The sequence below is a fragment of the Bacillus sp. AK031 genome, assembly GCF_053903065.1.
The window spans coordinates 2,107,364-2,132,904 of sequence record NZ_CP096424.1 but is presented as its reverse complement, the minus strand read 5'-3'; the positions used below and the strand labels follow the sequence as shown (position 1 = coordinate 2,132,904).

Annotated in this window: 28 protein-coding genes; 5 read left to right on the top strand and 23 right to left on the bottom strand. The window is 40.9% G+C overall.

Annotated elements, in window-relative coordinates; genetic code table 11:
- Window positions 1-119: 119 nt before the first annotated feature.
- A complete protein-coding gene (locus M1E09_RS10865) occupies window positions 120-314 on the bottom strand; it encodes a hypothetical protein (RefSeq protein ID WP_456274841.1) in 195 nt (64 codons plus the stop codon).
- A gap of 158 nt (window positions 315-472) precedes the next feature.
- Here M1E09_RS10865 and M1E09_RS10860 point away from each other — a divergent pair, with 158 nt between their 5' ends.
- Entirely contained in the window at window positions 473-856 is a 384-nt protein-coding gene (locus M1E09_RS10860; protein WP_456274840.1) for a hypothetical protein, read from the top strand.
- Window positions 857-973: 117 nt separating this feature from the next.
- Here the strand turns inward: M1E09_RS10860 and M1E09_RS10855 are convergent, their stop codons facing one another.
- The 5 genes from M1E09_RS10855 to M1E09_RS10835 form a co-directional block, all read right to left on the bottom strand.
- Complete coding sequence (locus M1E09_RS10855; RefSeq protein WP_456274839.1) at window positions 974-1,354, bottom strand: hypothetical protein; 381 nt, start codon at window positions 1,352-1,354, stop codon at window positions 974-976.
- A 197-nt stretch (window positions 1,355-1,551) separates the two neighbouring features.
- Window positions 1,552-1,875 carry a hypothetical protein gene (locus M1E09_RS10850; RefSeq protein ID WP_456274838.1) on the bottom strand — a complete coding sequence of 108 codons (324 nt, stop codon included), beginning with the start codon at window positions 1,873-1,875 and terminating at the stop codon, window positions 1,552-1,554.
- Window positions 1,876-2,047: 172 nt separating this feature from the next.
- The gene (locus tag M1E09_RS10845) at window positions 2,048-2,479 is read right to left on the bottom strand and encodes a hypothetical protein (protein ID WP_456274837.1); all 432 of its coding nucleotides are present in this window, start codon (window positions 2,477-2,479) and stop codon (window positions 2,048-2,050) included.
- Window positions 2,480-2,654: 175 nt separating this feature from the next.
- Window positions 2,655-2,936, bottom strand: a complete 282-nt coding sequence (locus M1E09_RS10840) for a hypothetical protein (protein ID WP_456274836.1) — start codon at window positions 2,934-2,936, stop codon at window positions 2,655-2,657.
- Window positions 2,937-3,279: 343 nt separating this feature from the next.
- Window positions 3,280-3,723, bottom strand: a complete 444-nt coding sequence (locus M1E09_RS10835; protein WP_456274835.1) for a hypothetical protein — start codon at window positions 3,721-3,723, stop codon at window positions 3,280-3,282.
- Window positions 3,724-4,480: 757 nt separating this feature from the next.
- Between M1E09_RS10835 and M1E09_RS10830 the strand changes: the two genes are divergently transcribed.
- Window positions 4,481-4,624: a hypothetical protein gene (locus M1E09_RS10830; RefSeq protein ID WP_456274834.1), complete on the top strand. Its 144-nt coding sequence runs from the start codon at window positions 4,481-4,483 to the stop codon at window positions 4,622-4,624.
- 638 nt (window positions 4,625-5,262) lie between these two features.
- Here the strand turns inward: M1E09_RS10830 and M1E09_RS10825 are convergent.
- The 10 genes from M1E09_RS10825 to M1E09_RS10780 form a co-directional block, all read right to left on the bottom strand.
- Window positions 5,263-6,030, bottom strand: a complete 768-nt coding sequence (locus M1E09_RS10825) for a YibE/F family protein (protein ID WP_456274833.1) — start codon at window positions 6,028-6,030, stop codon at window positions 5,263-5,265.
- Window positions 6,027-7,160: a YibE/F family protein gene (locus tag M1E09_RS10820; protein WP_456274832.1), complete on the bottom strand. Its 1,134-nt coding sequence runs from the start codon at window positions 7,158-7,160 to the stop codon at window positions 6,027-6,029. Before M1E09_RS10820 ends, M1E09_RS10825 begins: the two co-directional genes overlap by 4 nt.
- Window positions 7,161-7,386: 226 nt before the next feature.
- Window positions 7,387-7,626, bottom strand: a complete 240-nt coding sequence (locus M1E09_RS10815) for a hypothetical protein (protein ID WP_456274962.1) — start codon at window positions 7,624-7,626, stop codon at window positions 7,387-7,389.
- 135 nt (window positions 7,627-7,761) lie between these two features.
- Entirely contained in the window at window positions 7,762-8,007 is a 246-nt protein-coding gene (locus M1E09_RS10810) for a hypothetical protein (RefSeq protein WP_456274831.1), read from the bottom strand.
- Between the two features lie 91 nt (window positions 8,008-8,098).
- Complete coding sequence (locus tag M1E09_RS10805) at window positions 8,099-8,446, bottom strand: hypothetical protein (RefSeq protein ID WP_456274830.1); 348 nt, start codon at window positions 8,444-8,446, stop codon at window positions 8,099-8,101.
- An 816-nt stretch (window positions 8,447-9,262) separates the two neighbouring features.
- Complete coding sequence (locus tag M1E09_RS10800) at window positions 9,263-10,423, bottom strand: FtsW/RodA/SpoVE family cell cycle protein (protein WP_456274829.1); 1,161 nt, start codon at window positions 10,421-10,423, stop codon at window positions 9,263-9,265.
- Between the two features lie 280 nt (window positions 10,424-10,703).
- On the bottom strand, window positions 10,704-13,280 hold the full coding sequence (locus M1E09_RS10795) for an ABC transporter permease (RefSeq protein ID WP_456274828.1): 2,577 nt from the start codon (window positions 13,278-13,280) through the stop codon (window positions 10,704-10,706).
- The gene (locus M1E09_RS10790) at window positions 13,277-13,960 is read right to left on the bottom strand and encodes an ABC transporter ATP-binding protein (protein WP_456274827.1); all 684 of its coding nucleotides are present in this window, start codon (window positions 13,958-13,960) and stop codon (window positions 13,277-13,279) included. Before M1E09_RS10790 ends, M1E09_RS10795 begins: the two co-directional genes overlap by 4 nt.
- A 108-nt stretch (window positions 13,961-14,068) precedes the next feature.
- Window positions 14,069-15,085, bottom strand: coding sequence for a sensor histidine kinase (locus tag M1E09_RS10785; protein WP_456274826.1), 1,017 nt, complete (start codon window positions 15,083-15,085; stop codon window positions 14,069-14,071).
- A gap of 1 nt (window position 15,086) precedes the next feature.
- Entirely contained in the window at window positions 15,087-15,773 is a 687-nt protein-coding gene (locus M1E09_RS10780) for a response regulator transcription factor (RefSeq protein ID WP_456274825.1), read from the bottom strand.
- A gap of 223 nt (window positions 15,774-15,996) precedes the next feature.
- Between M1E09_RS10780 and M1E09_RS10775 the strand changes: the two genes are divergently transcribed.
- Entirely contained in the window at window positions 15,997-16,194 is a 198-nt protein-coding gene (locus M1E09_RS10775; RefSeq protein WP_456274824.1) for a hypothetical protein, read from the top strand.
- Window positions 16,195-16,266: 72 nt separating this feature from the next.
- Window positions 16,267-16,815 (top strand): STAS domain-containing protein, encoded by a 549-nt coding sequence (locus M1E09_RS10770; protein WP_456274823.1) that lies wholly within the window; start codon window positions 16,267-16,269, stop codon window positions 16,813-16,815.
- A gap of 194 nt (window positions 16,816-17,009) precedes the next feature.
- Here M1E09_RS10770 and M1E09_RS10765 read toward each other — a convergent pair whose 3' ends face one another.
- Entirely contained in the window at window positions 17,010-17,882 is an 873-nt protein-coding gene (locus tag M1E09_RS10765; RefSeq protein ID WP_456274822.1) for an EamA family transporter, read from the bottom strand.
- Window positions 17,883-17,940: 58 nt separating this feature from the next.
- Here M1E09_RS10765 and M1E09_RS10760 point away from each other — a divergent pair, with 58 nt between their 5' ends.
- A complete protein-coding gene (locus tag M1E09_RS10760) occupies window positions 17,941-18,567 on the top strand; it encodes a hypothetical protein (RefSeq protein ID WP_456274821.1) in 627 nt (208 codons plus the stop codon).
- A gap of 72 nt (window positions 18,568-18,639) precedes the next feature.
- On the opposite strand, the gene M1E09_RS10755 is transcribed toward M1E09_RS10760, so the two are convergent.
- From M1E09_RS10755 to M1E09_RS10730, 6 genes are all read right to left on the bottom strand, one after another.
- The gene (locus M1E09_RS10755) at window positions 18,640-19,341 is read right to left on the bottom strand and encodes an SGNH/GDSL hydrolase family protein (RefSeq protein WP_456274820.1); all 702 of its coding nucleotides are present in this window, start codon (window positions 19,339-19,341) and stop codon (window positions 18,640-18,642) included.
- A 149-nt stretch (window positions 19,342-19,490) separates the two neighbouring features.
- Window positions 19,491-20,219 carry a hypothetical protein gene (locus M1E09_RS10750; protein ID WP_456274819.1) on the bottom strand — a complete coding sequence of 243 codons (729 nt, stop codon included), beginning with the start codon at window positions 20,217-20,219 and terminating at the stop codon, window positions 19,491-19,493.
- Between the two features lie 61 nt (window positions 20,220-20,280).
- Window positions 20,281-20,988 (bottom strand): DNA alkylation repair protein, encoded by a 708-nt coding sequence (locus M1E09_RS10745; RefSeq protein ID WP_456274818.1) that lies wholly within the window; start codon window positions 20,986-20,988, stop codon window positions 20,281-20,283.
- Between the two features lie 27 nt (window positions 20,989-21,015).
- Entirely contained in the window at window positions 21,016-21,672 is a 657-nt protein-coding gene (locus M1E09_RS10740; RefSeq protein WP_456274817.1) for a zinc dependent phospholipase C family protein, read from the bottom strand.
- Window positions 21,673-22,064: 392 nt separating this feature from the next.
- Window positions 22,065-24,398: an RNA polymerase recycling motor HelD gene (gene helD, locus M1E09_RS10735; RefSeq protein ID WP_456274816.1), complete on the bottom strand. Its 2,334-nt coding sequence runs from the start codon at window positions 24,396-24,398 to the stop codon at window positions 22,065-22,067.
- A gap of 384 nt (window positions 24,399-24,782) precedes the next feature.
- Window positions 24,783-25,346, bottom strand: coding sequence for a hypothetical protein (locus tag M1E09_RS10730; RefSeq protein ID WP_456274815.1), 564 nt, complete (start codon window positions 25,344-25,346; stop codon window positions 24,783-24,785).
- Between the last annotated feature and the right edge of the window lie 195 nt (window positions 25,347-25,541).

The following is a 25,541-nucleotide window of genomic DNA, read 5'->3' as shown; positions in this document are numbered from 1 at the left end:
CAAAAAAAGGATACCAATTCAATCCGAATTGGTATCCTTAGGTGTGGAAGGTTTATCTGTGATTCCTGAAACTAGTCGTTTCGCTGGTCTCTAAAGTAGTAATGAATTCATCGTTTAAATTAAACATCCGAAGCATCATCATAATCATAACGAAAGCCGTCATGCATTGCTGTTCCATCCTTGTTAATACTGGTTTGGAATTTTTCAAGTACTTTCTGATATTGCGTTATTTCCTGATAATCAGCTGTATTCGCAGAAGCTGCTTTTAAAGCCTGTTCAATGATTGCCTGGTCTTCTTCAGTAAATCTCATCATCTATGTCCTCCAGATTTTTAGTTGCTGACATTACCATTTGTTTTTTGTCCGGAGTTTATACCTCTTAGTCCTATAAGGGGGTAGCTATTAAGTTTTAAGTCATTTTTTACCGGGACAAACCATATTTTTAAAGTAATAAGCTTAGGGGGATGTGAATAATGAAACAATTCATCATATCTATAGCAATCATTCTAGCCGTTGCGGCGGTTCTTATGCTGAACGGGTTGGTTGAAAACGTGAAAGACGTAAGTTTCTCCAGCTTCTCTGAAGAGGATTCCTCAAGTCAGGCAGCTGCTCAACCTTCTGGAGAAAATATTCTGATTCCTGCAGACCTGGGAGAGATATTTGATGAAGAAACAACTGTCCCCACTGACGCAGAAGTTTTATCCGCTGAATTGGACTATTTTTTCGACGCGAAGTTGGAGGAAGACGGGTATATCGTGGAAATTTATCGTGAATACGAAATTTACAAGGATGCAAACGGCAAGGTGATCAAAGAAGTTCCGACTTCTAATTTTGAGTATATAAGGTATAAAGAGTGAACCGATTTACTTTCAGGCCAAAAAGACTCGTCAATTGACGAGTCTTTGCCTTGTCTATGGATTAGTGACCTTATAAGCCGATCTTCTATCAAAGCCCAGGTTTATTGAATCCAGTGGTTATTGTTCAGTTAAAGTAAATGTTTCTGTATGACCGTTCCACTCAACTGTCACTTCAATCTCTGCTTCTTCCGGGATTTCAGCATCATCAGCTCTGGATTCTCTATCATCCCTAATTGAACCATTTTCCCCCAAGGGTTCTCCTTCCCTGCCAAAATCACTTCCTATGCTATCTACTTCATAGGCGATTTCCCCAACAGAATCAATATCTTCTCCCTTGTATTTGAGCACAAAATCCTGGTTTTCAAACGTATCGCTGTTTTGAATTATTTTCAATTCAGCTTCCCAACTATCTGATTCCCCTGAAAAAGTCACATCTTTAAAGTTGCATGCCGCTAACAATAGTAAAGGTACAATGAGCATGGTGATTTTTCGCACCATCCTTAACCACTCCATTCCCATGATTTAAAAATTCTTAAATTCAAAAATAAATGTAGATGGCCTTTGGACGATTTATCTATAATCATTTGACGAGAAACAACCCGTACAAGTTTCATCATATTCAATTAACATACCTATTACTTGAACAAAGGACCGCTGCTTGTTCAGCAAACGCTACCTGTAATTGAAGATAGCTATTAGTGTGATACCGGGTTAGTTGCAAGGTATATAGCCATAAAAATGCTAAAAGAACCTAATACAAAAAGCATTGTAAGGGCTACCTTTCTACCGATTTCTCCAATGAAATAGACATTGACTAAAAAATAATAGGTTATAGCACTTACAGCAATAAATAGTAAAAATTCTTTGGTGTAATCGGTTGAAGAGAGTGGATTTGTTAGATTAGTTAATGCTAATCCAGCAAAAATGAATAGGCCTATTATGTTTAGCAATTTCCTCATACTCACTTCTTGTTTGGTCACCACTCGAACGGTTTGAGATGTTTGGACATTAGTTTCCAAAGTAACACCCCCTTGTGTAATATTTTAATAACTATACGGATTTTTCGAAAAAAAGTTTCAATCCTGTATGTTGCTTCTTCAATAAACCGGCCGGATACTTGATGAAAGGACCGCTGCTTGTTCAGCAAACGACCCCGTTAATTTATGTACAATTCATCACAAGCTTATTTTCTCAAGAGGTCTTAATCCTTTTTTCGTTAGAAGTCCCACTAAAGAAATTAAGAATTAGAATATAAAAAGGATACACTATCAATCCTCCGATTATTAAAAGTCCAGAGGCGGGGTTAGGGTCGTCACCACCGTAAGTTAATGGGAATAAAGACGCAAAAATATAAATCAAAAGTACAAAATAAGGTATCCATAAAATAATAGCCCAAAAGTTTGCTTTTCGCCCATTCAGCCATTTTTTTGTTAAGAAATAAAGCATTATTGTGCCAGCAATCACTACCATTAAAAGAATAACAGCAGTTAAAATATTTACCGTGCTGATTTCCCAACTTGTTAGTCTACTTATTCTATAAACATTCACAATAAGTTGAACAGGTATAAATATCATTAAGGCATATAGAATACTAATAACGTTTAACTTCAAGAAATAATTCATTTTGCCACCCCCGATTACATTTATCTCTTCTTAAACATTCCTGCTCATTCGACTAAGATGCTAACGCTTGCTGGCGTAGTTGAAGAGAGGCGGCTTCTTGTACAGCAGTACCCCTGTTGGTTATACATAAAGACTTCCACATTAATTGCGATATATTTGATGGGACAATCAGTCATTATTTCTTACCTTTTCGTTCTAAAAGGATAGGTGCTATATTTAGAAAGATAGAAACAATGGTCAAAAACCATAATACCCTTGCAAAATTAGGCACTTCCCATAAAGCCGGGTAGTTTTCCTTTTCAACCCACTCCGATACAAGACTGTATTCTGCACAAAGTGTTAATGCAGTAAATGATAATCCTAGCGCCATAGCAAGCTTATAATCCTTTCCTGCTGTATACATATAAAGATTAATAGTAGTTACTGCTATTGCAATAACCCCTAATATTATCCACATAACCACACCTCAATATCTTTCCGTTTATTACGTACTGTGAAACTGATAATCTGCCCCCGTTCATGGAATATTAGTTAAATAATAATCACGCCAAAAAGAAACAATAAATTACAAATGTCAATTAAAACAAAAGAAGAATGACCATTAGTTTTTTCTGAAATCCTTAAATAACGAACTACTATCTAGTGCAAACCAAAGTTCCAAAGAAGAGTAAAATAATAACAAAATAGCAATTAAGACCCCAAACACTATATCCATAATCAATTGCCCGCTCAATTGTTCCGTTAATGCTGCTCTATACTTGAACAAGGCAGCTGCTTGTCCGGCTCAGGCTGTTTCATAATCAGTTAATTAAAACTTGTATGCTTTTCAGTGAACTAGTAACAGTAGGTAAGGGTAATAAAACGGAAAAAACAATATTGCTCTCCAAGATTGCTTTCCATAGTTTCATCTCGTTGCGGATCTTATAAACTAACAAAAATACAGATATTGAAAAGAATGAAAACAAAGACCATAAAAATTCTTTTTGTCTGTTTACTTCGTGTTCTATAGCGTCAACCTTCCAAATCTCTTTTTCAGAAAAACTTATGGTTTTAATCTCCTCTTCAATTCCTAACATAGTAAATGATTTAACCTTAATACTTTCATTTTGGACTTCGACAATATCATAACCATTTGGTAAAAATGAAATCTTGAAAACAACCAGATATGAAACACCTGCAAAGATGCTCGCTATTAGTATGAATGCTAAAAATTTCTTTAGCTTAGTCATCAGAGTTTTATTCACTTCTTCACCGCCAATAAAGGTTATTTAATATCTATACTACAAGTTTTCCATTCTCAAGATAAAACTCCATTTACTTGAGCATAGGCAGCTCCTTTTTAACAAACGCCGCGGTTACTGGATTACTTTTCGATATTCAACGTATTACTCTTATTTTCCAACTTTTTATATAGTGCAACAGAGTAAAGAACTAAAAGACTAACTCCACAAATTAATAAGAAAAAAGATAAACCACTCGTTCTCCCCAGTTGCTAAACGCCTGAAGGAAAGTAATGATAGCTATAAAGAAGCCTATGTATATTTGAATTGTAGAAACATCTTCCATAGAAAACATTTCTTTTTCACATTAAAGAATACTGTCTAATCTTCAATTAACCTGCTCCTTTAACGGAACATTCGCAAAAATCTCTATTCTTATTTTACCATAGGCCAAACCCCAGACTTAAAGGTTTTTTTGCAGATGAACTGGTAATCGAATTGACACACTCCATTTTCCAACGACAATGCTGTTGTCCTCTAAAAACACCCTGTCATATGGACTTCCATTTACAAGGATAATGCTTTATATGCCTTGATATAACTGGCCAATGGCAATTCATAGGTCAGTATTAATGTCATTCTAGAATACGCACCCGAAAAAGGAAGCCTTTATGCCAATTAAAAGTCCTTTTCTCATTGATCTTCATGCCAATCAATACTATGTTCTTTCCAAAGATTTTTAAGGCAAAAGTTGGACATAGTATCCATAGGAGGTGAGAATATGGCTGACAAAAAGAAAAATCCGGAAAACAAAAACAGATCCAATCAATTAGATGGATCCAATAATAATCGGCATAATGAAAATGCCAGGGCAGCAGCGGCTCTTGAGCCTGGTTTCCCTAGAATTAATACAGATAATATTTAATAGTAGAATTTCATTCAACCATCAACGCTTGGATCTAAATTCAAGCGTTATTTATTCTACTATGCTTTTTCCCCGATTGTTTAAAGAGAAAAGCTGCCTTTATTGCTAAAAGATTTGGTTTAGATGTAGAAAACTGTAACTCCTAGCTCGATTCGCAGTGCAATTATCACAACATCAGATAATAAATAGCAATAGAAAAAGCAGTCTAAAAGGGACTGCTTTTTTCTATGAAATCGTAATAAAAATCACATAATAAATCCTTTAATTGAGAAAGTCACCAAGGTAAGAGGGAGGCTACTTAAAATAAGGGGAATTTCTTCCCTTAAGGTATAATCTCATGGTGGTGCTGATTCTTTTTTGGTCCTTGCTTTTTTGGCATTTTCAATCAGAGTACTTGTTAAGTTATTTTAATCCCTATAAGAACGAATTAACCATATTGAAGTGTGAAATGTACTGCTAATTGTCTTGTCAAGATAATAATAAACCCTTATATATCAACAAATAAACACAATCCAATTCCTATGCGAATTGGATTGTGTTTTTGCTATTTGATATTTTCTACTCCTGTTCCGAACCCGTTATTTATTGATTTGCAGCCTTCCTTCATTACAAATCCAGCCGGTACTTCCTTACTCTTTTCACTCCTTATTTTTTTCTGTCCTCACTAAATAGTAGGCAGTGATCCAAGCCGTAATTGGAATGGCAAGGGCAACTCCAATCCCAGCCGATCCAATAAAGATCATTTCTGAGCTGAATACTTTGGAATTCACGATGTCACCAATGGAATAGGATAAATCCTTGAACCATATCAGAAGCGCCATATATCCTCCAAAGAAGGCAAAGAACAAGGTATTTGTACTGGTGCCCAGTATATCGCGGCCAATGCTTATTCCACTTTTGAAAAGCTCGGTCCTTGAGATGGCGGGATTATGATAATGAATTTCTCTCATCGGTGAAGAGATGGAAATCGATAAATCGATGATCGCTCCAATAGTACTCATGAGGACCATCGATGCGCCTATTTTGACAAAATCCACCCCGACAAACAGGGAGAATGCTCCGATTTCTTCAATTTCTTCCTCACTGAACCCCTGGATCATCGATACTTCCGTCAGCATCAAAATGAAGAAGAGTAACACCCCGGTAGTGGCCATAGTCGAGATAAACGCCGTCAATGTCTTGATATTGTATTCACTTATGTAAAAAAGTGAAATGCAGCTGATCAGTATGCAAGCAATCAACGTGAGGATAATGGGATTGATGTTCGGGTCATTCATGAGAAAAAGGACGAAAAGAAGCACGCCGAAATTCAGAAATAAAGCAAAGAATGACCGTGCTCCTTTTTTACCCCCAATCAGAATCATCAGTGTGAAAAGAATGGCAGCGAGCAATAGTTGTACAGTCATAGCGCAGCCCTCTTTCGTTTAACAAAGAAAATGGATGTATAAATGGCAATCGGAATGGTCAGCACAATGCCGATTCCACCGCTCAACGCCCTCGCCACCTCTAGTGAAAGGTTGATCGAAAGGGTGAATCCCAGCGGCGAAGCGTTTTTGAAAAACAAAATCAGCATAGGAATCGCACCGCTGATATAGACAAAGAATAAAATGTTGGTCATCGTCCCCATTATATCCTTGCCGATATCAAGACCCGATTGTCTCAATGCTTTAATGGAAATATGATGATTCTTTTCATACAGACCAAAGATCGACGATGACAAGGTGATTGCAACATCCATTACGGCTCCCAGGCATCCCACCAAGATACCGGCCATGAAAACGACTTTATAAGGGCGGGTCAAAAATTGCATTTCCTCATAATGCAGCCCTTTCCCTGAAAGCGATTCTACGACCATATAGCTGATCAATAGTGTTATAAAGGTCGCAATCAATGTAGCTGCGACAGCAGAGTACGTCTTTTCATTGAAGCCATTCACCAGTAAAAGGGAGATCCCGGTAAACAATATAACTCCGACGCTGCATGCGACTAAGAGACTGACTCTGCCTGAATGCACATAAATATCCAGGGCATAAGATAAAATCAAGGAATTGACAGCCAGGCTGATGATGGATAACAGACCCTGTTTTTTTCCAATCAACAGTAAGAGCAGGATAAACACCCACGCCATGATCATCAAATATTTATCCCGTTTCACGTCTTCGATCATACCGGTCAATGATCCACCGTTATTTTTATCAATGGACACAAATACCTCATTACCAGGGTTGTATTCCTGATCATATGCACCAGAAGCAGAATATTCGTTCGTTAAGTGGACCCTCTCTCCTTTTAGCTCGCCATTCATCAATTCTGCTACGATTTCCTGGGTATATAACCGATCCTTATTCCCGTTCATATCTTCTATTTCGGATGCTTCGACCATCGTGGCACTGACGACTTTAGCAATGGGCCGATTATAATAATCGTGATTATTGAAAACAAAAAAAACAGAACTTGTGAAACAAACTGCAAGTAATGCGAATATGAATAAATGTTTAATAGTTAATTCTCTAAATCTTTTTATAAGTGAATGCAAAGATAATTCCTCCAATGGACGGGATGTCACCAACTTAAAAATGATAGCAGCCAGATATACATATCCATTCATTATTCCATAAAAGAATGGGTTATTCAAAAAGAACTTAGGATGATGCCCCGATTATTCTCACAAACGTTTGGAGTCTTACTAATCGCTACATCCAATCAGGCCAATGACAGAAAAAAGAAGCAGCTCATTAAGCAGCTGCTTCCCTCATTAACAATTAGTATGGGTATTGATATCCATAACCTGGCGGGCAGCATTGCCCTGGGTAAACTGGCGGTCTTGGCGGCGGCGGTGGCGGCGGGTATCCATAAAAAGGACGCGGTCGCGGGTAGAATAAAGCAGATCCTAATAAACCTCCGGCCAAGCCGCCTAAAAATGGCAATCCAAATCCGAATCCAAAAAACCGTTGATCCTGCGGCTGGTAAGGGCTTCTATAGTACATGATTCTTACCTCCATTCCCAATAGGGATATACACCATATATATGCCCGGGAATGGGTTTGGCTTGGGCACTTTGCCTAAATAAGAAAAAGCTTCCTCCAGGAAATGAAGGGACATACATCCTTCCCCTTCAGATTAGCCATTGAAACAACCTAGATTTTAGAATGATGAATAGCTTCATGGGCCTTGTGGGTCAATTCTTTTGGAACAAACAGCTGATAAGTGGCAGCAAACCCGTAACCTCCACCCTGTCCTCCTCCTGAACTCACCGTTTTTGTCTTATAAGGAATGCCTTGATTCTCCAGCCTCCCTTTCATGGTTGAGTATTCACCAATATCGTGTGTTGAATAAACCAATTCCCATTTAGCGAATAATCCTTTTATCAGTTTAAGTAACATACGACTCCCTCCTTCCTATATCAGTCTCATATTTACAAACTATGCAGGACCCTTTTTATTAGAGACTGACATTGGGTTGTTCCGTGTGCGCCTATTCGTTAAATGTATTTATTATGGATCGGATGCTATGTATCCTTCCCGTAAATAGAAACAAGTCATCGTAGTTTTGCTCAACGAACTCTTCCATGATGGCGATTTTTTCATTCACTTTCTCAATATTCATCAGGGTTTGTTTGTCCTCTCCCTCATATTTCGACAACCTGAGCAATTCATCCGTTAAAATTTGAAACCTGAATTCTTCGACAAGCAGTTTTAACCTATACAAAATTTCCTGATTCAGAACGATTGCCGATGGTTGTCGGTAGGTGCGATCAACCAAGTCTATAAAGCCTTGCAGGTTTAGTGCCAGCAGCTTAGCCATTTGCCTGTTAAAGCTCATATCCTGTCACCTCTTATACTCTCTTTCTACTATATATAAGGTGGAGACTCGTTATTGATTCCGATTTTGGTGAAATTAATGGTGTGGGGGATGAGGCTCCTGTGATGAATAGATTTGAGCATTTTTTTGTTTTATGATGCTGTTATTGGAGGTTTTTATGGTCTTCATTTTTAGGCTTTCGGGATATGGTGCTGTTATTGAGGTTCTTTGAAGACTTCATTTGGTCCTTCCTCGGAAATGATGCACTCATTGAAGCTCTTTGAGGACTTCATCTTGTCCGTTCTTGGAAATGACGTCCCCATTGAAGCTCTTTGAGGACGTCATCTTGACCGTTCTCGAATTTGACGACGCCATTGAAGCTCTTTGAGGACGTCATCTTGACCGTTCTTGAATTTGACGACGCCATTGAAGCTCTATGGGGACATCATTTTGACCGTTCTCGAATTTGACCACCCCATTGAAGCTCTATGGGGACGTCTTTCTGACCATCCTTGGATTTGACCACCCCATTGAAGCTCTATGGGGACGTCATTTTGACCATCCTTGGATTTGACGACCCCATTGAGCCTCTTTGGGGATGTCATCTTGACCGTTCTCGAATTTGACCACCCCATTGAGCCTCTTTGGGGACGTCATCTTGACCGTTCTCGAATTTGACCACCCCATTGAAGCTCTATGGGGACGTCATCTTGACCGTTCTCGGATTTGACGACCCCATAGAGGTTCTTTAAGAATATGATGCTGGCACATCAGCACTCTTAGGACATCAAGCTCTTTTTTCAAGAAAGGATGCCCGATATAGAGCTCCTTAAATCCCTAATCATCCAGGCTGCTGAACATGTATTCTTTGGTTTTGGCAGAAATGTTATTCACCAGACTGAGGGCGAGCAATGTACCGAGAACGGAGCTGCCACCATAGCTCAACAATGGCAGCGGAATCCCTGTAATGGGAACCAGTCCGATGACCATTCCAACGTTCTCAAAGATATGGAATGTCAGCATGGCCACAACACCGGACACTATCAGGCTTTCAAATTCTCCTTTGTTTCTCAGTGCAATGGCCACGATTTTAAAGATGAGCAGGAAATACAACCCCAAAACGATGGAGGCCCCTACAAATCCGAATTCCTCTCCTATCACCGTAAAAATGAAATCAGAATGGGCTTCCGGTACAATGACTTGCCCTTCATTAAAGCCTTTCCCAAATAATGTGCCCGAGCCTGTAGCAAGGATGGATTGGGTAAGCTGGTATCCTATTCCCTGGCTGAAGGCAAACGGATCGAGCCATGAATGGATTCTATTCATCTGGTAATCATCCAGGAAAAGCAGCAAGAGGTCTGGTTTATACATGTAAATATAGACTAAGGACGAAAGCATCAGAAGTGCCAGGACAATCAGTAATGCAACAAGCTTCCTGTTGATTCCGGAAATGAACAGCATTCCAGCAGCAATACACATGACGACCATCCCTGTCCCGGCATCCGGCTGAACCAGGATCAGGGCCAATGGTATCAAAGTAATTCCAAATGTTTTCAAAATCAGCAGAAAATCCGAGCTGAAGGTTCTGATTTCGCGTTGTTCATTATGCCTGCTAATCACACTGGCTAGAAACAAGATCAGAAACACTTTCATAAACTCGGATGGCTGAAGTGAAAAACCCGGAACCGAAAACCAGGCTTTCGTCCCTTTGATCACGGGAGCGATACTGGAAGGGGATATCATCAGCACAAATAAGGAAAGTACACCTAATATGTAGAGGTAGGGTGACAACTTCTGCAGTTGTTCAAAGTCGAAAAGATATACGATGGAAGTGAGCACTAACCCTGCCAAGAACCAAATTCCCTGTTTCATGGCAAAATCATTTCCATAAGGCAGATATTTTTGTGCACTGTAAATAGAGGCACAACTGATAATCATGAAGATCATGATTAAGAAGAGCAAATCTAGATCTATATTTTTATAGTTTCTGTTTTCCATAACTGCGTCAATCTCCTTGTAGTGATGAGTCTTTACTGTAGTAAAGCCAGTTAATCCATATGTAAAAGAGCGATTCTTTTAAACAGGTAAGATCGCTATTGTTTAAGTTTGTTAATAGACTATTTATAAGTCGCCAAAATTGCTGCTTTCACACTATTAGACGAATAAAATCAGTGAGAAGTTTCGATGAATTCCCCTATTTTCAGATGAATTCTCGTTTTAAAAACTTTAACAGAACTTAAAAAGATGAGCACCCACACAGGGGAACTCATCTAAGCTCTTAAATATTCTCCTGTTTCAGCCCTTCAATAATATTCTCTTTCCTGATTTTCGAGATTGAGTAGAGCATTGCCGAACTGACAATGACAAAGATCGCAATGATGACATACAGGATATCCATCCATGGCAATACAAAACCGTAGTCAAACGTTTCCCTCGTAGACACATGGATGAAATACATAATGATGAAACTGATCGGCAACCCAAACAGTAAAGCGTTGACTCCGTAAAAAATACTTTCATAATTAATCATTTTGTTAAAGCCTTTAGGTGTCATACCAACTGATTTCAGCATCGCGAATTCACGCTTCCGCAAGGATATACTGGTTGAAATTGTATTGAAGATATTGGCGATGGATATCAATGAAATCAAGGCAATGAATCCATAGGTAAAGACAGACATCAACAGTACCAGCTGTTCATCACGCTCTCTGCTTTGGTAGACATTGTAAATATACATAGAAGAAGGTACGGCTTCTTCGAGTGCTTTCTGTGTTTCCAGCGGATCTGAACTGTTCATATACAGATCGGATTGAACCTGATTCTTGACTACCGGCTCTGTGACAATGCTTTCAAAAGTTTCCATAGAGACGATCACATCCAAGCCCCCTAAACGAGCTGTTTGGACACCAATGGGAATCTCATCTGTCAAGGCAGAGATGGTAAGGACCGGTAATAATGTGGTTTCATTAGTTTCATAGTTTGTAAAAATCAGCTCAACCTGGTCTCCTGGCTGTGCCTTGATGGATTCTGTTTCAATGAACTTAGAAGATTCGTAATCCTGATAGGAGATTTGTTCGATGATGATGGCTTCGTTTTTACCAGTGCTGACATTTTCGATTCTTGCTTTTTTCGCATAGCTTTGAAAACTGCTTTCATCCATTCCATATAAATTCACGTAGTATTGGTATTTACCATCTTGCAGCTCAATGCTCTCCCTTTTGATTAAATCATGCAGTTGGTCTGGAAATTGTTCTTCTTCAACAAGTGATGCAAGCTGCAGTCTCTTTTGAATACTATAGTCTGTGACATTATCTAAAGCAGTCAGGGATTCTAATTTTGCGGTATCTCCATTACCTCCCCCAACCACGATGTCATAGTTGATCCCATCCTGAGACATTTCAACCGATTTTCCCAGGTTCTCTGTAAAAAACGAAACCGATAAGAAGAGAATGATACTGATCACCAGCGAAAATAATGTTGCATAGTATCTCTTTCGGTTCCTTTTCACGTTCTTTAAACCGATTTCAGCCTCAAGGCCAAAGAGTCCACGGACCAGCTTGGAGGTTTTTACTTTTTTACCTGATAATTTAATGTCCTGTGTTTGGCGGATCGCATCAATCGCCGATACTTTTGATGCTTTTCGCGCGGGTATATAGGTTGATATAAATATCGTCGCGATTGAAATCGCACAGGCGGCTAAAATGGAAGTTGGTGTTAAAACAACCTGGAGCCTCTCAGTTGTTCCCAATGCTTCCTCGATGAAGGAGTTAATGAATAAGAATGTAACCCCTATACCAGCCAGGCCGGAAATGATACCAACCGGAATGCTGACCAGGCCGATGACAGCTCCTTCAAAAAAGACAGAATTACGCTTTTGTTTCTTGGTGGCCCCCACACTCGAAAGCATCCCTAAATGCCTCGAACGTTCTGATACACTGATGGCAAACGCGTTGTAAATTAACGAAACCGATCCAATGACGATTACAGACATGATGATCGCAGCAAGCGAAAATAACGTGAATCGCAAATTATTATTATCTGTCACACCATAGTAACGCAGTAATTCATCATTGAACGAGACCATCGTGATATTATGATCCTTTGCTAATCCTTCTGCATCCTTAAAGATAGAACCTGACACATCCTTTACGGCAACCACGGCATTGACGGTTTCGGATGCAGCCAATTTATCCTGGTCGATAAAGCTGATCATTGTGTACCCAGGTGACCAGGCAGGTTCCCATGCAGGGCGTTCGATGGTGCCGACTACTGTAAAGGTTTCGGATGTTTCGATTTCGAGCCCTTCTGCAACTCCATCCTCGTCTCTTTGAATAGGGTCAGCTTGCCCGAGGGGTTTGGGCGCGCCTTCAACATAACGGTTCCCTATGTCAACCGTCAGTTGATCCCCGATTTCATACTGAATTCCCGTATCCTCGGCGATGTGTTCAGAAATGACCACTTCGTTTTCGGCGGATGGAAGACGGCCATTCTTCAATTCAATTGGAAATTGCTTAAAGCCTTGTTCATTGTATTCTTTGAAAAATAAGTAAGGCTTCTCTTCCGAATCAGCTCCTTCTAATTCTCCATAGCCAAGATTATTGGACAGGGTGAGCTTGCCAGTGTTGGTATCCTCCGCAATAGCCTGAATCTGAGCAGGATTCACATCACTATACTGAACATGCCATTCCCCATTGTTTGCGATGGATTGCCTCTTCATTAAATCCAGGAATGAGACTCCTAAAGTCGCGACTGCTGTGACCATCGCCACGGAGATGATCACACCTATGATTGTCACCAGCGTCCGCCGCTTGTTTTCCTTCATATGCCGTAATGTCAGTTTGTTGACGATATTCATGGACGAATCACCTCATCTTTGGCAATCCTTCCATCATCAATTTCAATTACACGGTCAGCTTGTAAAGCGATCCGTTCATCGTGAGTTATCACGATAAGCGTTTGGTTATAGGTCTTGTTGAACATTTTCAACAGCTCAATAATCTCGCCGCTGTTCTTGCTGTCAAGGTTGCCGGTTGGCTCGTCCGCCAGAATGATCGCAGGATTGCTGATCAAGGCGCGTCCGATTGATACACGCTGCTGCTGGCCGCCGGAAAGCTGATTCGGCAAGTGGTTCAGCCGTTTATCCAGACCCAGTACAGACACAATATCCTTTAGCTGCTTCTCTTCCACCTTATGCTGGTCCAAAAGCATCGGCAACGTGATGTTCTCTTCCACTGTCAAAATCGGAATCAGGTTATAGAATTGATAAATCAATCCGATCTGCCTTCTCCTGAAAATAGCCAGCTGTGTTTCGTTCAATTGATAAATATCGGTATTATCGATGAGGACCTTTCCGCTTGATGGACGGTCGACCCCGCCGAGCATATGAAGCAAAGTCGACTTTCCGGAGCCTGATGGCCCGATGATTGCCACGAATTCCCCTTTTTTTACAGAAAACGAGACATCATCCAGTGCCTTTACCGCAGTTTCCCCTTTGCCATATACCTTAGACAGATTTTCTATTTGTAAAATAGTCATTGATTACCCTCCATATTTTCGATGTTGACCTTAGTATATCTGCCTAATATGACTTTAAAGTGACTGGAAAAGTGACAAAATCGTCACTTAGGGAAACCGTTTTGTGTCTTACGGCTGGAGTTTCCTTTCCTTTTTGTAAAACTTGATGAAAAACTCTGTCCCAAGCCCTTTTTCACTTCTAACTTCGATATCCCCCTGCTGGCTGGTAATGATGCTGTACGCCATCGCCAATCCGATGCCTACGCTGTCTTCTCCGGCATTTTTCCCTTTGTAAAAACGCCTGAATATATAGGGCAGGTCCTCTTTTGGGATCCCTTTGCCGTTGTCCTTGATCCGAATTTCCGTGAAAAGCGGATTCTCCGAGAAAGTGATTGAAATCGTTCCTTTATCCTGTGTATGTTCTACACAATTTTTTAAAATATTGATGATGGCTTCCGCTGACCATTGAAAATCACCCATGAATGTGACGGACTCTTCCCCGCTCACTGTCAACGCCTGCTCCTTTATATCCATCGGAATCAGCACGGGCTGTACCGCTCTTTGTATGACTTGACTGACGGATACTTCTTCACTTTTAAAATTAACTGTGCCAGCATCGATTTTGGACAATTTTAATAAAGAGGAGACCAGCCACTCGATCCTTTCCAATTGAACACGGATATTCTGGGTGAATTCCGCCCGTTTGGACTCTTCCAGTTTTTTGTCACTGAGCAGATCGGCCATGACCATCATTGAAGTCAGAGGCGTTTTCAGCTGATGAGAAATATCGGATATCGCATTCGTTAACTTATGCTTGTCTTCTTCCAAATACGAACGGTTCTCCGAAAGCATCAACGTCACTTTATAGATATCACTCTTCAGAATACTCAACTCTCCCTCATAATTATCACGCACATCCAGGCTGTATTCGCCGCTGCTGATCTTCCGCAAATACCCTGAAAGTTTTTCGATTTCACGGTAGCGCCATCTTGTAAAATAAAGAGTGACACTGGCGAGAATCATGGAAGTAAGCAGTACAAACAAAGCTGCAGAAGAAGACAGCAGGATGGCTGCCAAACCAGTTGCCGCTAGTGTAATGAGAATAAGTAGAAACACAAACCACTGAATTTCACGATTGCGCCACATGTCAGTTTCCTGCCTTGTAGCCAAGCCCGCGTACGGTTTTAATAATCTCGGGACTTTGCGGGCGGTCTTCCAGCTTCTCCCTCAGTCTCTTTATATACACGGTCAATGTATTATCGTTCACAAAATCACCAGCCACATCCCAAATCCGGTCGAGCAGCTGCGCCCTTGTCAGCACCTGCCCTATATGATTGGCAAAAATTAAGAGCAGCCGGTACTCCAAAGCGGTCAGCAGGACCTCTTCCCCGCTTTTATAAACCTTGCCTTCCAATGTATTGATGCGGATATTCTCAATATCTATGTATGTATTCGGCGGCGGCGACTGCTTGTTATACCGCCTCAGCACAGACTTTATCCTTGAAAGCAATTCACGGATCCGGAACGGCTTCGTGATATAATCATCAGCCCCCATATCAAGGCCCATCACCACATTCACCTCATCATCAAAAGCCGTCAGAAAGATAACGGGTTTATCTCCATTCTTCTTCACCAATTCGCAGAGATCATACCCACTGCCATCAGGAAGAGACAAATCAAACAAACATAAATCGATGTCATCCAACTGTTCCCCGATGACCTTCTTTGCCGTCCCGGCATCATGGCAAAGAATCGTCTCATACTCCTCCTGCCGCAGAGAATACTCCAAACCTGCCGCAATCGTCCTATCGTCTTCCACCAGCAACACTTTCATCCTATACACCCTAACCTGATTCGTTTTCTTTTATCATATTTTATCATTAGGCTTATCGTCAAAAAGAAGTGAGTGGGTTTATCTATGAGAATAGTTAGGTTTTTATAAAAAAGGAGATAACATTACAGAGGCAGATCGATTAGATAGATATGTAGGTATTTGTTCCATTCTACCCGCATCTAAGTTACGATAGAATCAGGCACAGCGAAAGCAGGTGATACAGATGATAAATACTCTTACATATGAAACAATCGAGGAAGCCGCAGATGAAGTATTGGAACTCATAAGTAAATTCGTGGATGTTAATACCTTTTTCATTGCTAAAAATGACAAAAAAGAGGTAAACATCATCCGGGCCTTTAATCGAAATGATCTCGTACTTCCATCAGGCTTTGAGACCCTTTACCGTGATTCGTTCTGACAATTTATCGTAAAAAGTGGTCGTGAACCACTTATCATTGAAAACTTGAATTCTTCACCCCTGACGAAAGACATGGAAGTGACAAAAAGTCTTGGGGGCGGTTCCCTTTTAGGAGTGCCCATCTACTATAAGAATGGTGAAAACTATGGCACACTTTGCGGTATGGACCTGCGGCCGTATCATTTTACCGAGAACCATACGGATTTATTTAAGGCAATGGCCAAATTGCTTGGGAATATTTTAGACTTGGAAAAGAGGAGCATGCAGGTACAGCTGTTGTCTGTCCCATTAGTTCCAATCTATGATAATATGGCTGTCCTCCCTGTTATCGGCGAGGTGGATTCAGAACGGTCAACAAGGATTATGGATCATACATTGAGAGAAGCTGCAAAAGGTGAGATGGATTATATCATATTTGACTTATCCGGCTTAGCGCAGATCGAGTCAGAGAGTGTAGAGAATTTGATGAAGATCGCAGACTCTTTGAAGTTGGTCGGTGTAACCATGATTTTCACCGGCATTCGCCCGGACCTGGTAAAAAAAGCCGTTCAATTGCGAAGTGACTTCTCGGACATCAAAATTGAATCCAATTTAAAACAAGCGATAAAATCCATTCAATAAAATTAAGTTTTATGGAGGATTACCCACTCAACGTAAAAACCGAATCATAAACAATAAGAGTCAGAGCGGACAAAGATTCAAACCGCATCTGACTCTTATTTTTGGCAACAGGAAGAAGTGCCGAATCCTATCCCTAAATTGTCTCCCCAGGATGAAAGTTCAGTCTCCTATTTTCAATAAGACTGGAAATCGGACTATGAAACTCCCGATTTTTCGGAAGACAGGATTAATATCCCTATCCCTAAAAGTAAGAAGCAGATTCCCAGCCACGATGTGAAGACCAAGTGTTCTCCAAGAAAGAAAACGCCCAGCAAGGCAGCTGTCAGGGGTTCGGCCAAAGATAACGTCACGGCTGTTGAAGAAGGAACGTTTTTAAGGCCTTTGGCAAAGAGAAAATAGGAAAGCCCGGTTGCAATCAAGCCGAGATGCAGGCTTACGGCAAAGCCTTTCCCCTCAGTAAGCCATGATAAATCATAGATGAACAGTAACGGTGATAAAAGGATGGCGCTCATCGTAAATACGACAGCTACAATCGATAGCGATGAGTGTCTCTCCACTAATTTTCCACTTACAAACGAATAACTTGCAAAGGACAACCCTGCCCCTAATGCCATTAAGATTCCATACGGGTCGACTGTCAGCGAGTCTTTATTCATGAATATCATAAAACAGCCCATGATGGATAGCAGGGTAGAATACCACCAGACTTTTGCAGGATTCTTCTTCAAAAACAGCCATTCAATAACACCGGACAAAATAGGCGCGCTGCCAATCGCAATCACGGTCCCCACGGCTACTCCGGTCAGAGTGACTGCGGAAAAAAATAATGGCTGGTAACATGCCATACTGACTGAGGCTAGGACCGTTTGCTTTATCGGCCAATTACGAAAATCCAACTTTCCCAGGGCCAGCACAATGATGAAGAGAGGAATGCCTCCAAGCGCTAAACGCACCGCTCCGATGGCAAATGGGTGTGCAGATTCCGGAGCAAGCGCTTGTGCCGTTCCTGTCGTCCCCCATAATATAGCTGCAATCAGAATCCAAAAAGGAGACAACTTTTCCTGCATATGAATCACCTCGCTAAAAAGAACTTAAACTCCCATGTGTATGAAAGGGTTTAGGGGGATGGTAGATCATGCAAATGAAAATCTAGATACTTTTCGAAACGGGTTAAAGACAGATAGATTTTGTAGCGGGAAAATAAATGCTCTTAAAGACGTTTTAGAGACAGATAGATTTCGAAAACTGAAACTAAATGTCCTTACACCCGCTTTAGAGACAGATAGATTTCGAAAACAGAAACTAAATGTCCTTACACACGCTTTAGAGACAGATAGATTTCGAAAACAGAAACTAAATGTCCTTACACACGCTTTAGAGACAGATAGATTCCGAAAACTGAAATTAAATGTCCTTACACACGCTTTAGAGACAGATAGATTCCGAAAACTGAAATTAAATGTCCTTACACACGCTTTAGAGACAGATAGATTCCGAAAACTGAAATTAAATGTCCTTACACACGCTTTAGAGACAGATAGATTCCGAAAACAGAAACTAAATGTCCTTACACACGCTTTAGAGACAGATAGATTCCGAAAACAGAAACTAAATGTCCTTACACACGCTTTAGAGACAGATAGATTCCGAAAACAGAAACTAAATGTCCTTACACACGCTTTAGAGACAGATAGATTTCGAAAACTGAAACTAAATGTCCTTAAACCCCCTCTAGAAACAGTTAATCCCTGAGATAAAAGGTTAACCATCGGTTCCTTCCCCCGTCCGTCAATAAAAAGAGGATGAAATGAAGCTTCCATCCACTCAAACCAAATGTGTATTCTCTTCTGTCCATTTCTCGATGCTGCGGTAAATTTCTTCACTGAGAATTTTATATCCTGCAGCTGTTAAATGAATGCCATCGTCACTGATGAAATCAATTAGATTGCCTGCTTTCTTGAGGGCTGACCTGACATCGACCTTGAGAATATCATATTCCTCTGCCAGCTTATTCAGATTACGATTGTACAATCCATGCCAATAGTCAATTCCGCCGACCTCACTGATCCAGTGGCTGATGGAAGGGCTGTACTTTTCAGAAATATTTTTGTAATAACGCACAGGATCTAAAGGAGGAAGTGTAGCAATAACAGGTATAATATCATTTTGTCTGATATTCATAATGATCGCTTTCAAGTTATCCAAATACTGATTCATCGGGACGATCGCCTGGTGCTTTTCCCAAGGATTCTCCGCCACTTCATTCCAATTAAAGTTACAATCGTTGCCTCCGATTTCGATGATTACATAATGGGGCCTCTCGTTGATTACGTCTTTTTCCAGCCTGTCTAACAGGAGAGTTGAATTATCATTAAAGACGCCTTTGTTGATGACAGACACTTCTTTTTTGTTTTCTGAAAATAATTGTGAAAGTGCTTGAGGGTAATTCTCCTTTATGATCCTTAAGCGTCCTTTCACGTAAGAAACGCCACGGGTCAAGCTGTCGCCGAAGCAAACGATTTTCACAGTCGACACCTCTTTTTATAGTAAAATGAATTATTACTATATTACCATAAAATCTCATAGTGACTTCCATATTTGCTCACGGCTTTCCAGACAGAAGAAAAGAAAAACAAAGGACTGGTCAGTAAACTTCTGTCTCTATTAAAAAGCACTCAAGGTCGTCTATAAAGACTTATTCGTTCCTTAACTTTTGTTGATTTCTCAGTGTCATACCATTCGACATTTAGATAGATTTCATCTATGTCACCCATTTTTACAGGAGAACCATTTTGATGAATAAACGATCCCCCTTCCACCCCCGCATTATGTTTGCCGGAGATGTCTGTGGTTTCACCGGAGTCAGCGAGCACGGAACTCCCAAAAAGGTCTCTTACTTCATTCGAAATAACCATATGAGCATCAAAATGCATAAATTGCGATTGGTATTCCTCAGAAGATTTCAAATGAAGACTGCCTCCAGCCTTGAAATGATCAGGGCCGCCTTCTAATTGAAAACGATCTACATTCCAATTTTCGCTTGCACCCTCAAGTGACAAATCCACGAGGAGCTCTTTTTCACGATATACTAAGTCCTCGCCTCTCCAGTGCTTGAGAATAGCATTTTTTAAAGGTAACTCCTGAAATTCTTTTTTTTCGAAGATAAGATCCATAAATTTGTTTTTGGCTTTAATCCCTCTCTCTTCCTGGTCCGGATGGAGGTGAATCTGATTTTCATCCAAAACAATTTTCACCAGTTCTATTTGTCTGCTTTCACTCAGGTCATCCCAGTGCTTTACCTGCAAGTCAGCATCTGCTATATCTTCATCTTTTTCAGCTGCATTACAGCCAGCCAAGCCAAGCAGAATCAAGGTAAATACAAATATCAATAATTTTTGACTCAATTTATAAACCTCTTTCAAATTCTTTGTAGCCGAGGGACAAGCACCCTGCACGTGAGAAGCTTCAACATCTCACATATTTACGCTTAAAGCCCAGTTTCCCTCTATCTTTTTCTTTCTGAATACTTTCGGAGGCGCTAAGGATACTGCTTTTTTTCTCATCCCGTTTTACTTCTACAGTACCTACTTCCTTAGCGGTCTCGACTGCTTTTTCATGCAGTGGCAAATAAGAAATGCCTACGGTGTATAAGAAATTATTCATGGATGCTTTCGTTCGTTCAGGGGAAGTATGAATCGAGTTTTTCAGAAGGTCCAGCATTGCTGAGATTTTGCCCTCGGAAAATTCGCTGTCTTTTCGATTCCCCAAGAGCCAGCAGTAGCAGCTCCATCCGGCCGACATTCTCAGTTCGTCACCGCTTGCAATCCAATTATCAGCCACTTCTTGAGCGATATCTGCCTCTGACAACGTCACCGCCACTACATAATCGGACAGCATATAAAAATACGCCCCATCCATCCAGCGATCGAAATCCGACTCCGTCATGGCTTTGGGGTCGGCAATAACGCCAGCAAAGTACATGGCATCATAGTTCCCGGTAGCATAAAGCTGTTCTGCTAAGGATTGGTCACCCTTAACTTTCTTTGCGATTGGTTTCATGGCACCTGTTGCTACGCCGAACACAGGCTCATGCGCACCGTTTGATATGTACATTTTTTTCGTCCGTTCCTTACCAAGACCTTCAAGCTCCTGCATCACTGATTCGAAATTCATTGCGTGCACTTCCTTTCATTCATTTTATTAAGCCTGCGCCATCTTCATCTTTTTTCCAAGTAACTCCCTGACCTTCTGAACCGTTCCTTCAATAAAGTCATCGACTTCCACTGCTGTAAGGTAGATGAATTCATGATCATCCGCTATCGTACTGCTTCGGTAAAATTCAGTAATATTTCTTATTTGGATAAGTGTCTGGCATTCCGGAAAGAAATCAAGATACTCCGGAAAATCGGTAATGTGCTGGAAATCAGTCCAAAAGATATTATCCTTATGATTCTTCAAATATAAAAAGTCTAACCCATACCAATCTTTCTTCACAGTACGCGCATATTCAGGGGTCATTAATATATCCTGATACACTTTTTCCTTCTTCTTCTCATTAAGGAGGACGAGCCATTCTTCGTCCGTCACCAAATGGATGTAGTAGCCTAGCAGATAGGATGATCGGGGCGAAAAGCTTTCAAATTGATCACGAAGGTATTTATCGTAAAATGATTCAGAATTAATTTTCCCGTCAATCTTGCAATGTGTAACCTCTTTTGGAGGCACAGGTCTGCCGTCTTCGCCGATAAGCCCGCAGTCAGGCCCGATATTTCCAACAAGGAAGTCAATCTTCGAAACAGAAAGTCCAATTTTTAGTAATTCCTCTGTAATTCTGAAATGAGTTACCCAAGTAGCCAATGTATTCTCTCCTTTTTTTGAGATATTCTATTAGTCAGTCAAATTCTTCTATAAATATTTCTTGATAACACGCCTATCGCTACCAATCATTTCAAATTTTCAAAATATTTTCAATGAAATCTTACTAACAATTCAATGATAATAAAGCCTGTAAACATGGCTGCAGATCCATGTTATAAACATTTGTCCCACTGATATTGTAAAAAAGCACATCCTATTACACTTCTTTCATTCGTGAAAATAGCATGCTGCTTCCTATCTATTCAACATAAAGAGGGATAACCCTCCTGCTAAATAGCCCATTCCATTCAAAAAAGGCTTCTGCCAGTTCATAGGCAGAAGCTCCTCTGATTTTTTCCGTTGGCGTTTTAACATTCACGCAGGATGCAGTTTCAGCACTTCTTCAAAGGCAAGCAGTCTGTAGGAATGCCTCGCAAAAAAGGGCTTGGCTCACCTAAACTAAATAAGCTTAATTCATGCATCGCCCTCGTGCAGGCTGTGTAAAACAACCTGCGAAGACTTTCATCGCCAAAGGTTTCAGCCGATGCATCGTAGATCATAACCGAATCGAACTCAATGCCTTTTGCTAAATAAGCGGGGATGATGACGATACCTTGCTCGTATTCGATCGAACCGCTTTTGACTAGCTTGATGTCAGCATTCAGGCCGTTTAACGCCTCATAGGCAAGCTCACTTTCTTCTGCAGACTTACAGATGATCGCGATTGTATTGTACTCCCTGTCCTTAAGCGTACCCAGTTCAGAAATAATCGCCGAGTGGAGCTCAGTCCGGCTCGAAACTTTCTGCAAAACAGGCTTTTCCCCTGCCCGGTCAAATGCTGTGATTTCTGCACCCGGCACAAGACGGCTTGCAAAGTCTATGATCGGTTTGGTAGATCGGTAGCTGCGGGTTAGTCTAATGATATCCGCCTCATCTGCTCCATATAAGTCCTTCAGGATATCGAAATCTCCCCTTTCGCTCGCGTGGGCAAAAATCGCCTGGTTAAAGTCGCCGAGCACCGTCATCCGGGCAAAAGGAAACAGCCTTTTTAGAAATTCAAATTGAAATGGAGAATAATCCTGTGCCTCGTCTATGATGATGTGTTTAATAGAAGTGTTTGTCTGAAAGCCTTGAATCAGTTCTTTTAAAAACAGATAAGGAGTAGCATCTTCATAATGCAATTCCCCTTCATCCAGCATGTTCACGGTAGAGAGGCAAATCTCCTCCCAATCAGCAGGTTTTTCACCCCTTATTTCAAGGCTGCTTTGCATAGGTTCTGTGAATAGCTGTTTGTAAAGACCCTTGATACTGATGAATTGAAGGTTTTCAATGCGCTTTCGGAGAGATTTGAACTTCTGGCGGACGATCAAACGCCCGAGCGCTTCATGGCTGACCACGAAATCTTCTTCTGACTCACCGCTCTTTTTCCGCAAATGGGTTACCGCCTTGTGGTACTCTTCATTGCTGAGCAATTCAATTGCTTCTTCGACCCAGGGTTTCGTTCGTTCCAGCTTCTCAGCTTCATTCAACTTTTGATGCAGCCACTCCGTCAGCTTCTCCATTCTGTTGTGAAAACGGAGCGAAGTGTCACTGTTGTAAAACCGTTCCTCGATTTCATCAGATGAAATGACCAGGTTACCCCTGAACCGGATGCCTTTAAAAAGCATCCCTGTCGTTTCCAGTGATTTTCTATAGGCCTTAATGGTCTCGAAAAAATTAGTCGAAGCCTTATATTTAATCGAGGCTATTCTGGTTGTGTATGAAGGTTCATTTACAGCCGTCAACACATACTCCAATTGGTCATACGGGCCTTCGAGATGATATTCCTTGCTCAATCGGTGATCCAGGTACTCCTGAAAGGTTACCTGCTGCATGTTCTCTTCACCAAGTTCCGGCAGCACATTGGATACATAGCTGTTAAACATGGCATTCGGAGAGAATAAAATGATCTGATCCGCGTTCAATTTATCCCGATATTTATAAAGCAAGTATGCGATCCTCTGCATGGCGGCTGACGTTTTCCCGCTTCCAGCCGCTCCTTGGACAATCAGCAGCCTCCCCCTGTCATGGCGGATGATCTGATTTTGCTCACGTTGAATGGTCGCGACGATACTATGCATCTGATTGTCCGTGCTTTTCCCAAGGACTCTCTGCAGTATTTCATCCCCGATGGTCAAGCTCGTATCGAACATCGATTGAAGTTCGCCATCCCGAATGATATACTGCCATTTTTTCTCTAGTCGACCGCGGATAATCCCTCCAGGTGTCGTATATTCTGCCGGACCTGGACCGTAATCATAATAAACACTTGAAATCGGGGCCCGCCAATCATACACTAGGAAATCCTCTCCGCTTTTGTCCGTTAATGTTGCAATGCCTATATAGACCTGTTCAGCAGCCGAGTCACCTTCTTCTGTAAAAGCAATCTTTCCAAAATATGGTGACTCTTTCATCCGCTTTAAAGTTGATAACTTTTTGGAAGCATGTCTGTGAGTAGTTTGGCTGACGGATAAGTCCTGGGCCTGCTGCCTCATACTGATGATGGTTTCAAGAAAATCATCAAACGTATCGGTATTGACCTTCACTTCATCCCAGAAGTTTCTGCGGATATCCACCACTTCACTCCGCCGCTTTGCCGTTTCATGTTCCAGCTTCTCGACCTGCTCGGAAATGACCTCTGTTACCTCATCCAATCGAGCTTGCTCCTGCTGAGTCTCCCTCGTCAAACAAACCACTCCCCTAAAAAAATATATTTAAAAGGTGTTGACTCTTTCTAACTTTTACTGTAAAATTATAATTGGGTAAAAATAATTAATTACAGTAAAATGAGTCTCACTGAACTACTTTATCACATATACAGTATGCTTTCAATGAGTTTTTTTAATCAAAAGAGCTCTCCATTTGCGGAGAGCTCTTTTTTTGTGTGTTGGATAAGAATCATAATAAAGAAAAAGATCACGGCCATGCACTTTAACACTCTAAAGCACTAAAAGGGACAGTCCCTCTTAGTGTTTTAAAGCGTTAAAGCGATAATAATTTTCTGTGGTTCTCATCCCAAATAAAAAAAAGCTATAGTTCATCCTGAACTACAGCTCTTCCTCAACATCTGATTAATATCTTTCCAAGACTGCCAACTTCTCAATAAAGTCACCAAGAACCAATAAAACTTCTTCTCTGTCTGCTTCATCCTCTACAGAGAAGTCCCGCCTTTCCATTAGGGAGTACAGCTTACTTCGAACATCAGTCAGCGCATCGATGGCAACGGACTTTTCGTCTTCTGTGTACTGGAAACCTCTTAACCCCTTCAATACATTTTCTATTTCCGAAAGATAATTCTTATTGAGTATCATGAAGTTGGAATACTCATTTATTTGCTGGATGGTATGGCCAAGATGATGAAGGCGCTGAATGTCGTTGTCTAACGCATCTTGATAATAAATCCTCACATCGTCCTGAACCGGAAACTCATATGTATGAAGGGTTTCTTCTATGCTAAATAACACGGTGTGCAGCTCTTCCAGCTGGTAATTGATTTGAGAGGCTTGACTTTGTTCATACGTCTTTACTTTCGATTTTGCATCATCCCATTGAAAAAAGAGAAAGAGTGCTGCAATCACTACGGCCATTTGCAGTAATTGCTCAAACCTATATTTCTTATCACCTTTGTTTTTCAAATTTCCACTCCTGACTTTATATATCTTTAAGATTCCAATACACCAGCATGCACCAAAAGGTAAAACGCTTCATCTGTCGACTAAGGTTCCGCTTCTCATTGGAAACCTGGTAATGGACAATGGATAAATGTGATTACCTGAATACTTCTGGCTAAATTCCCCCTAAAAGAATAGACGATCCATACCCCCAGGAAG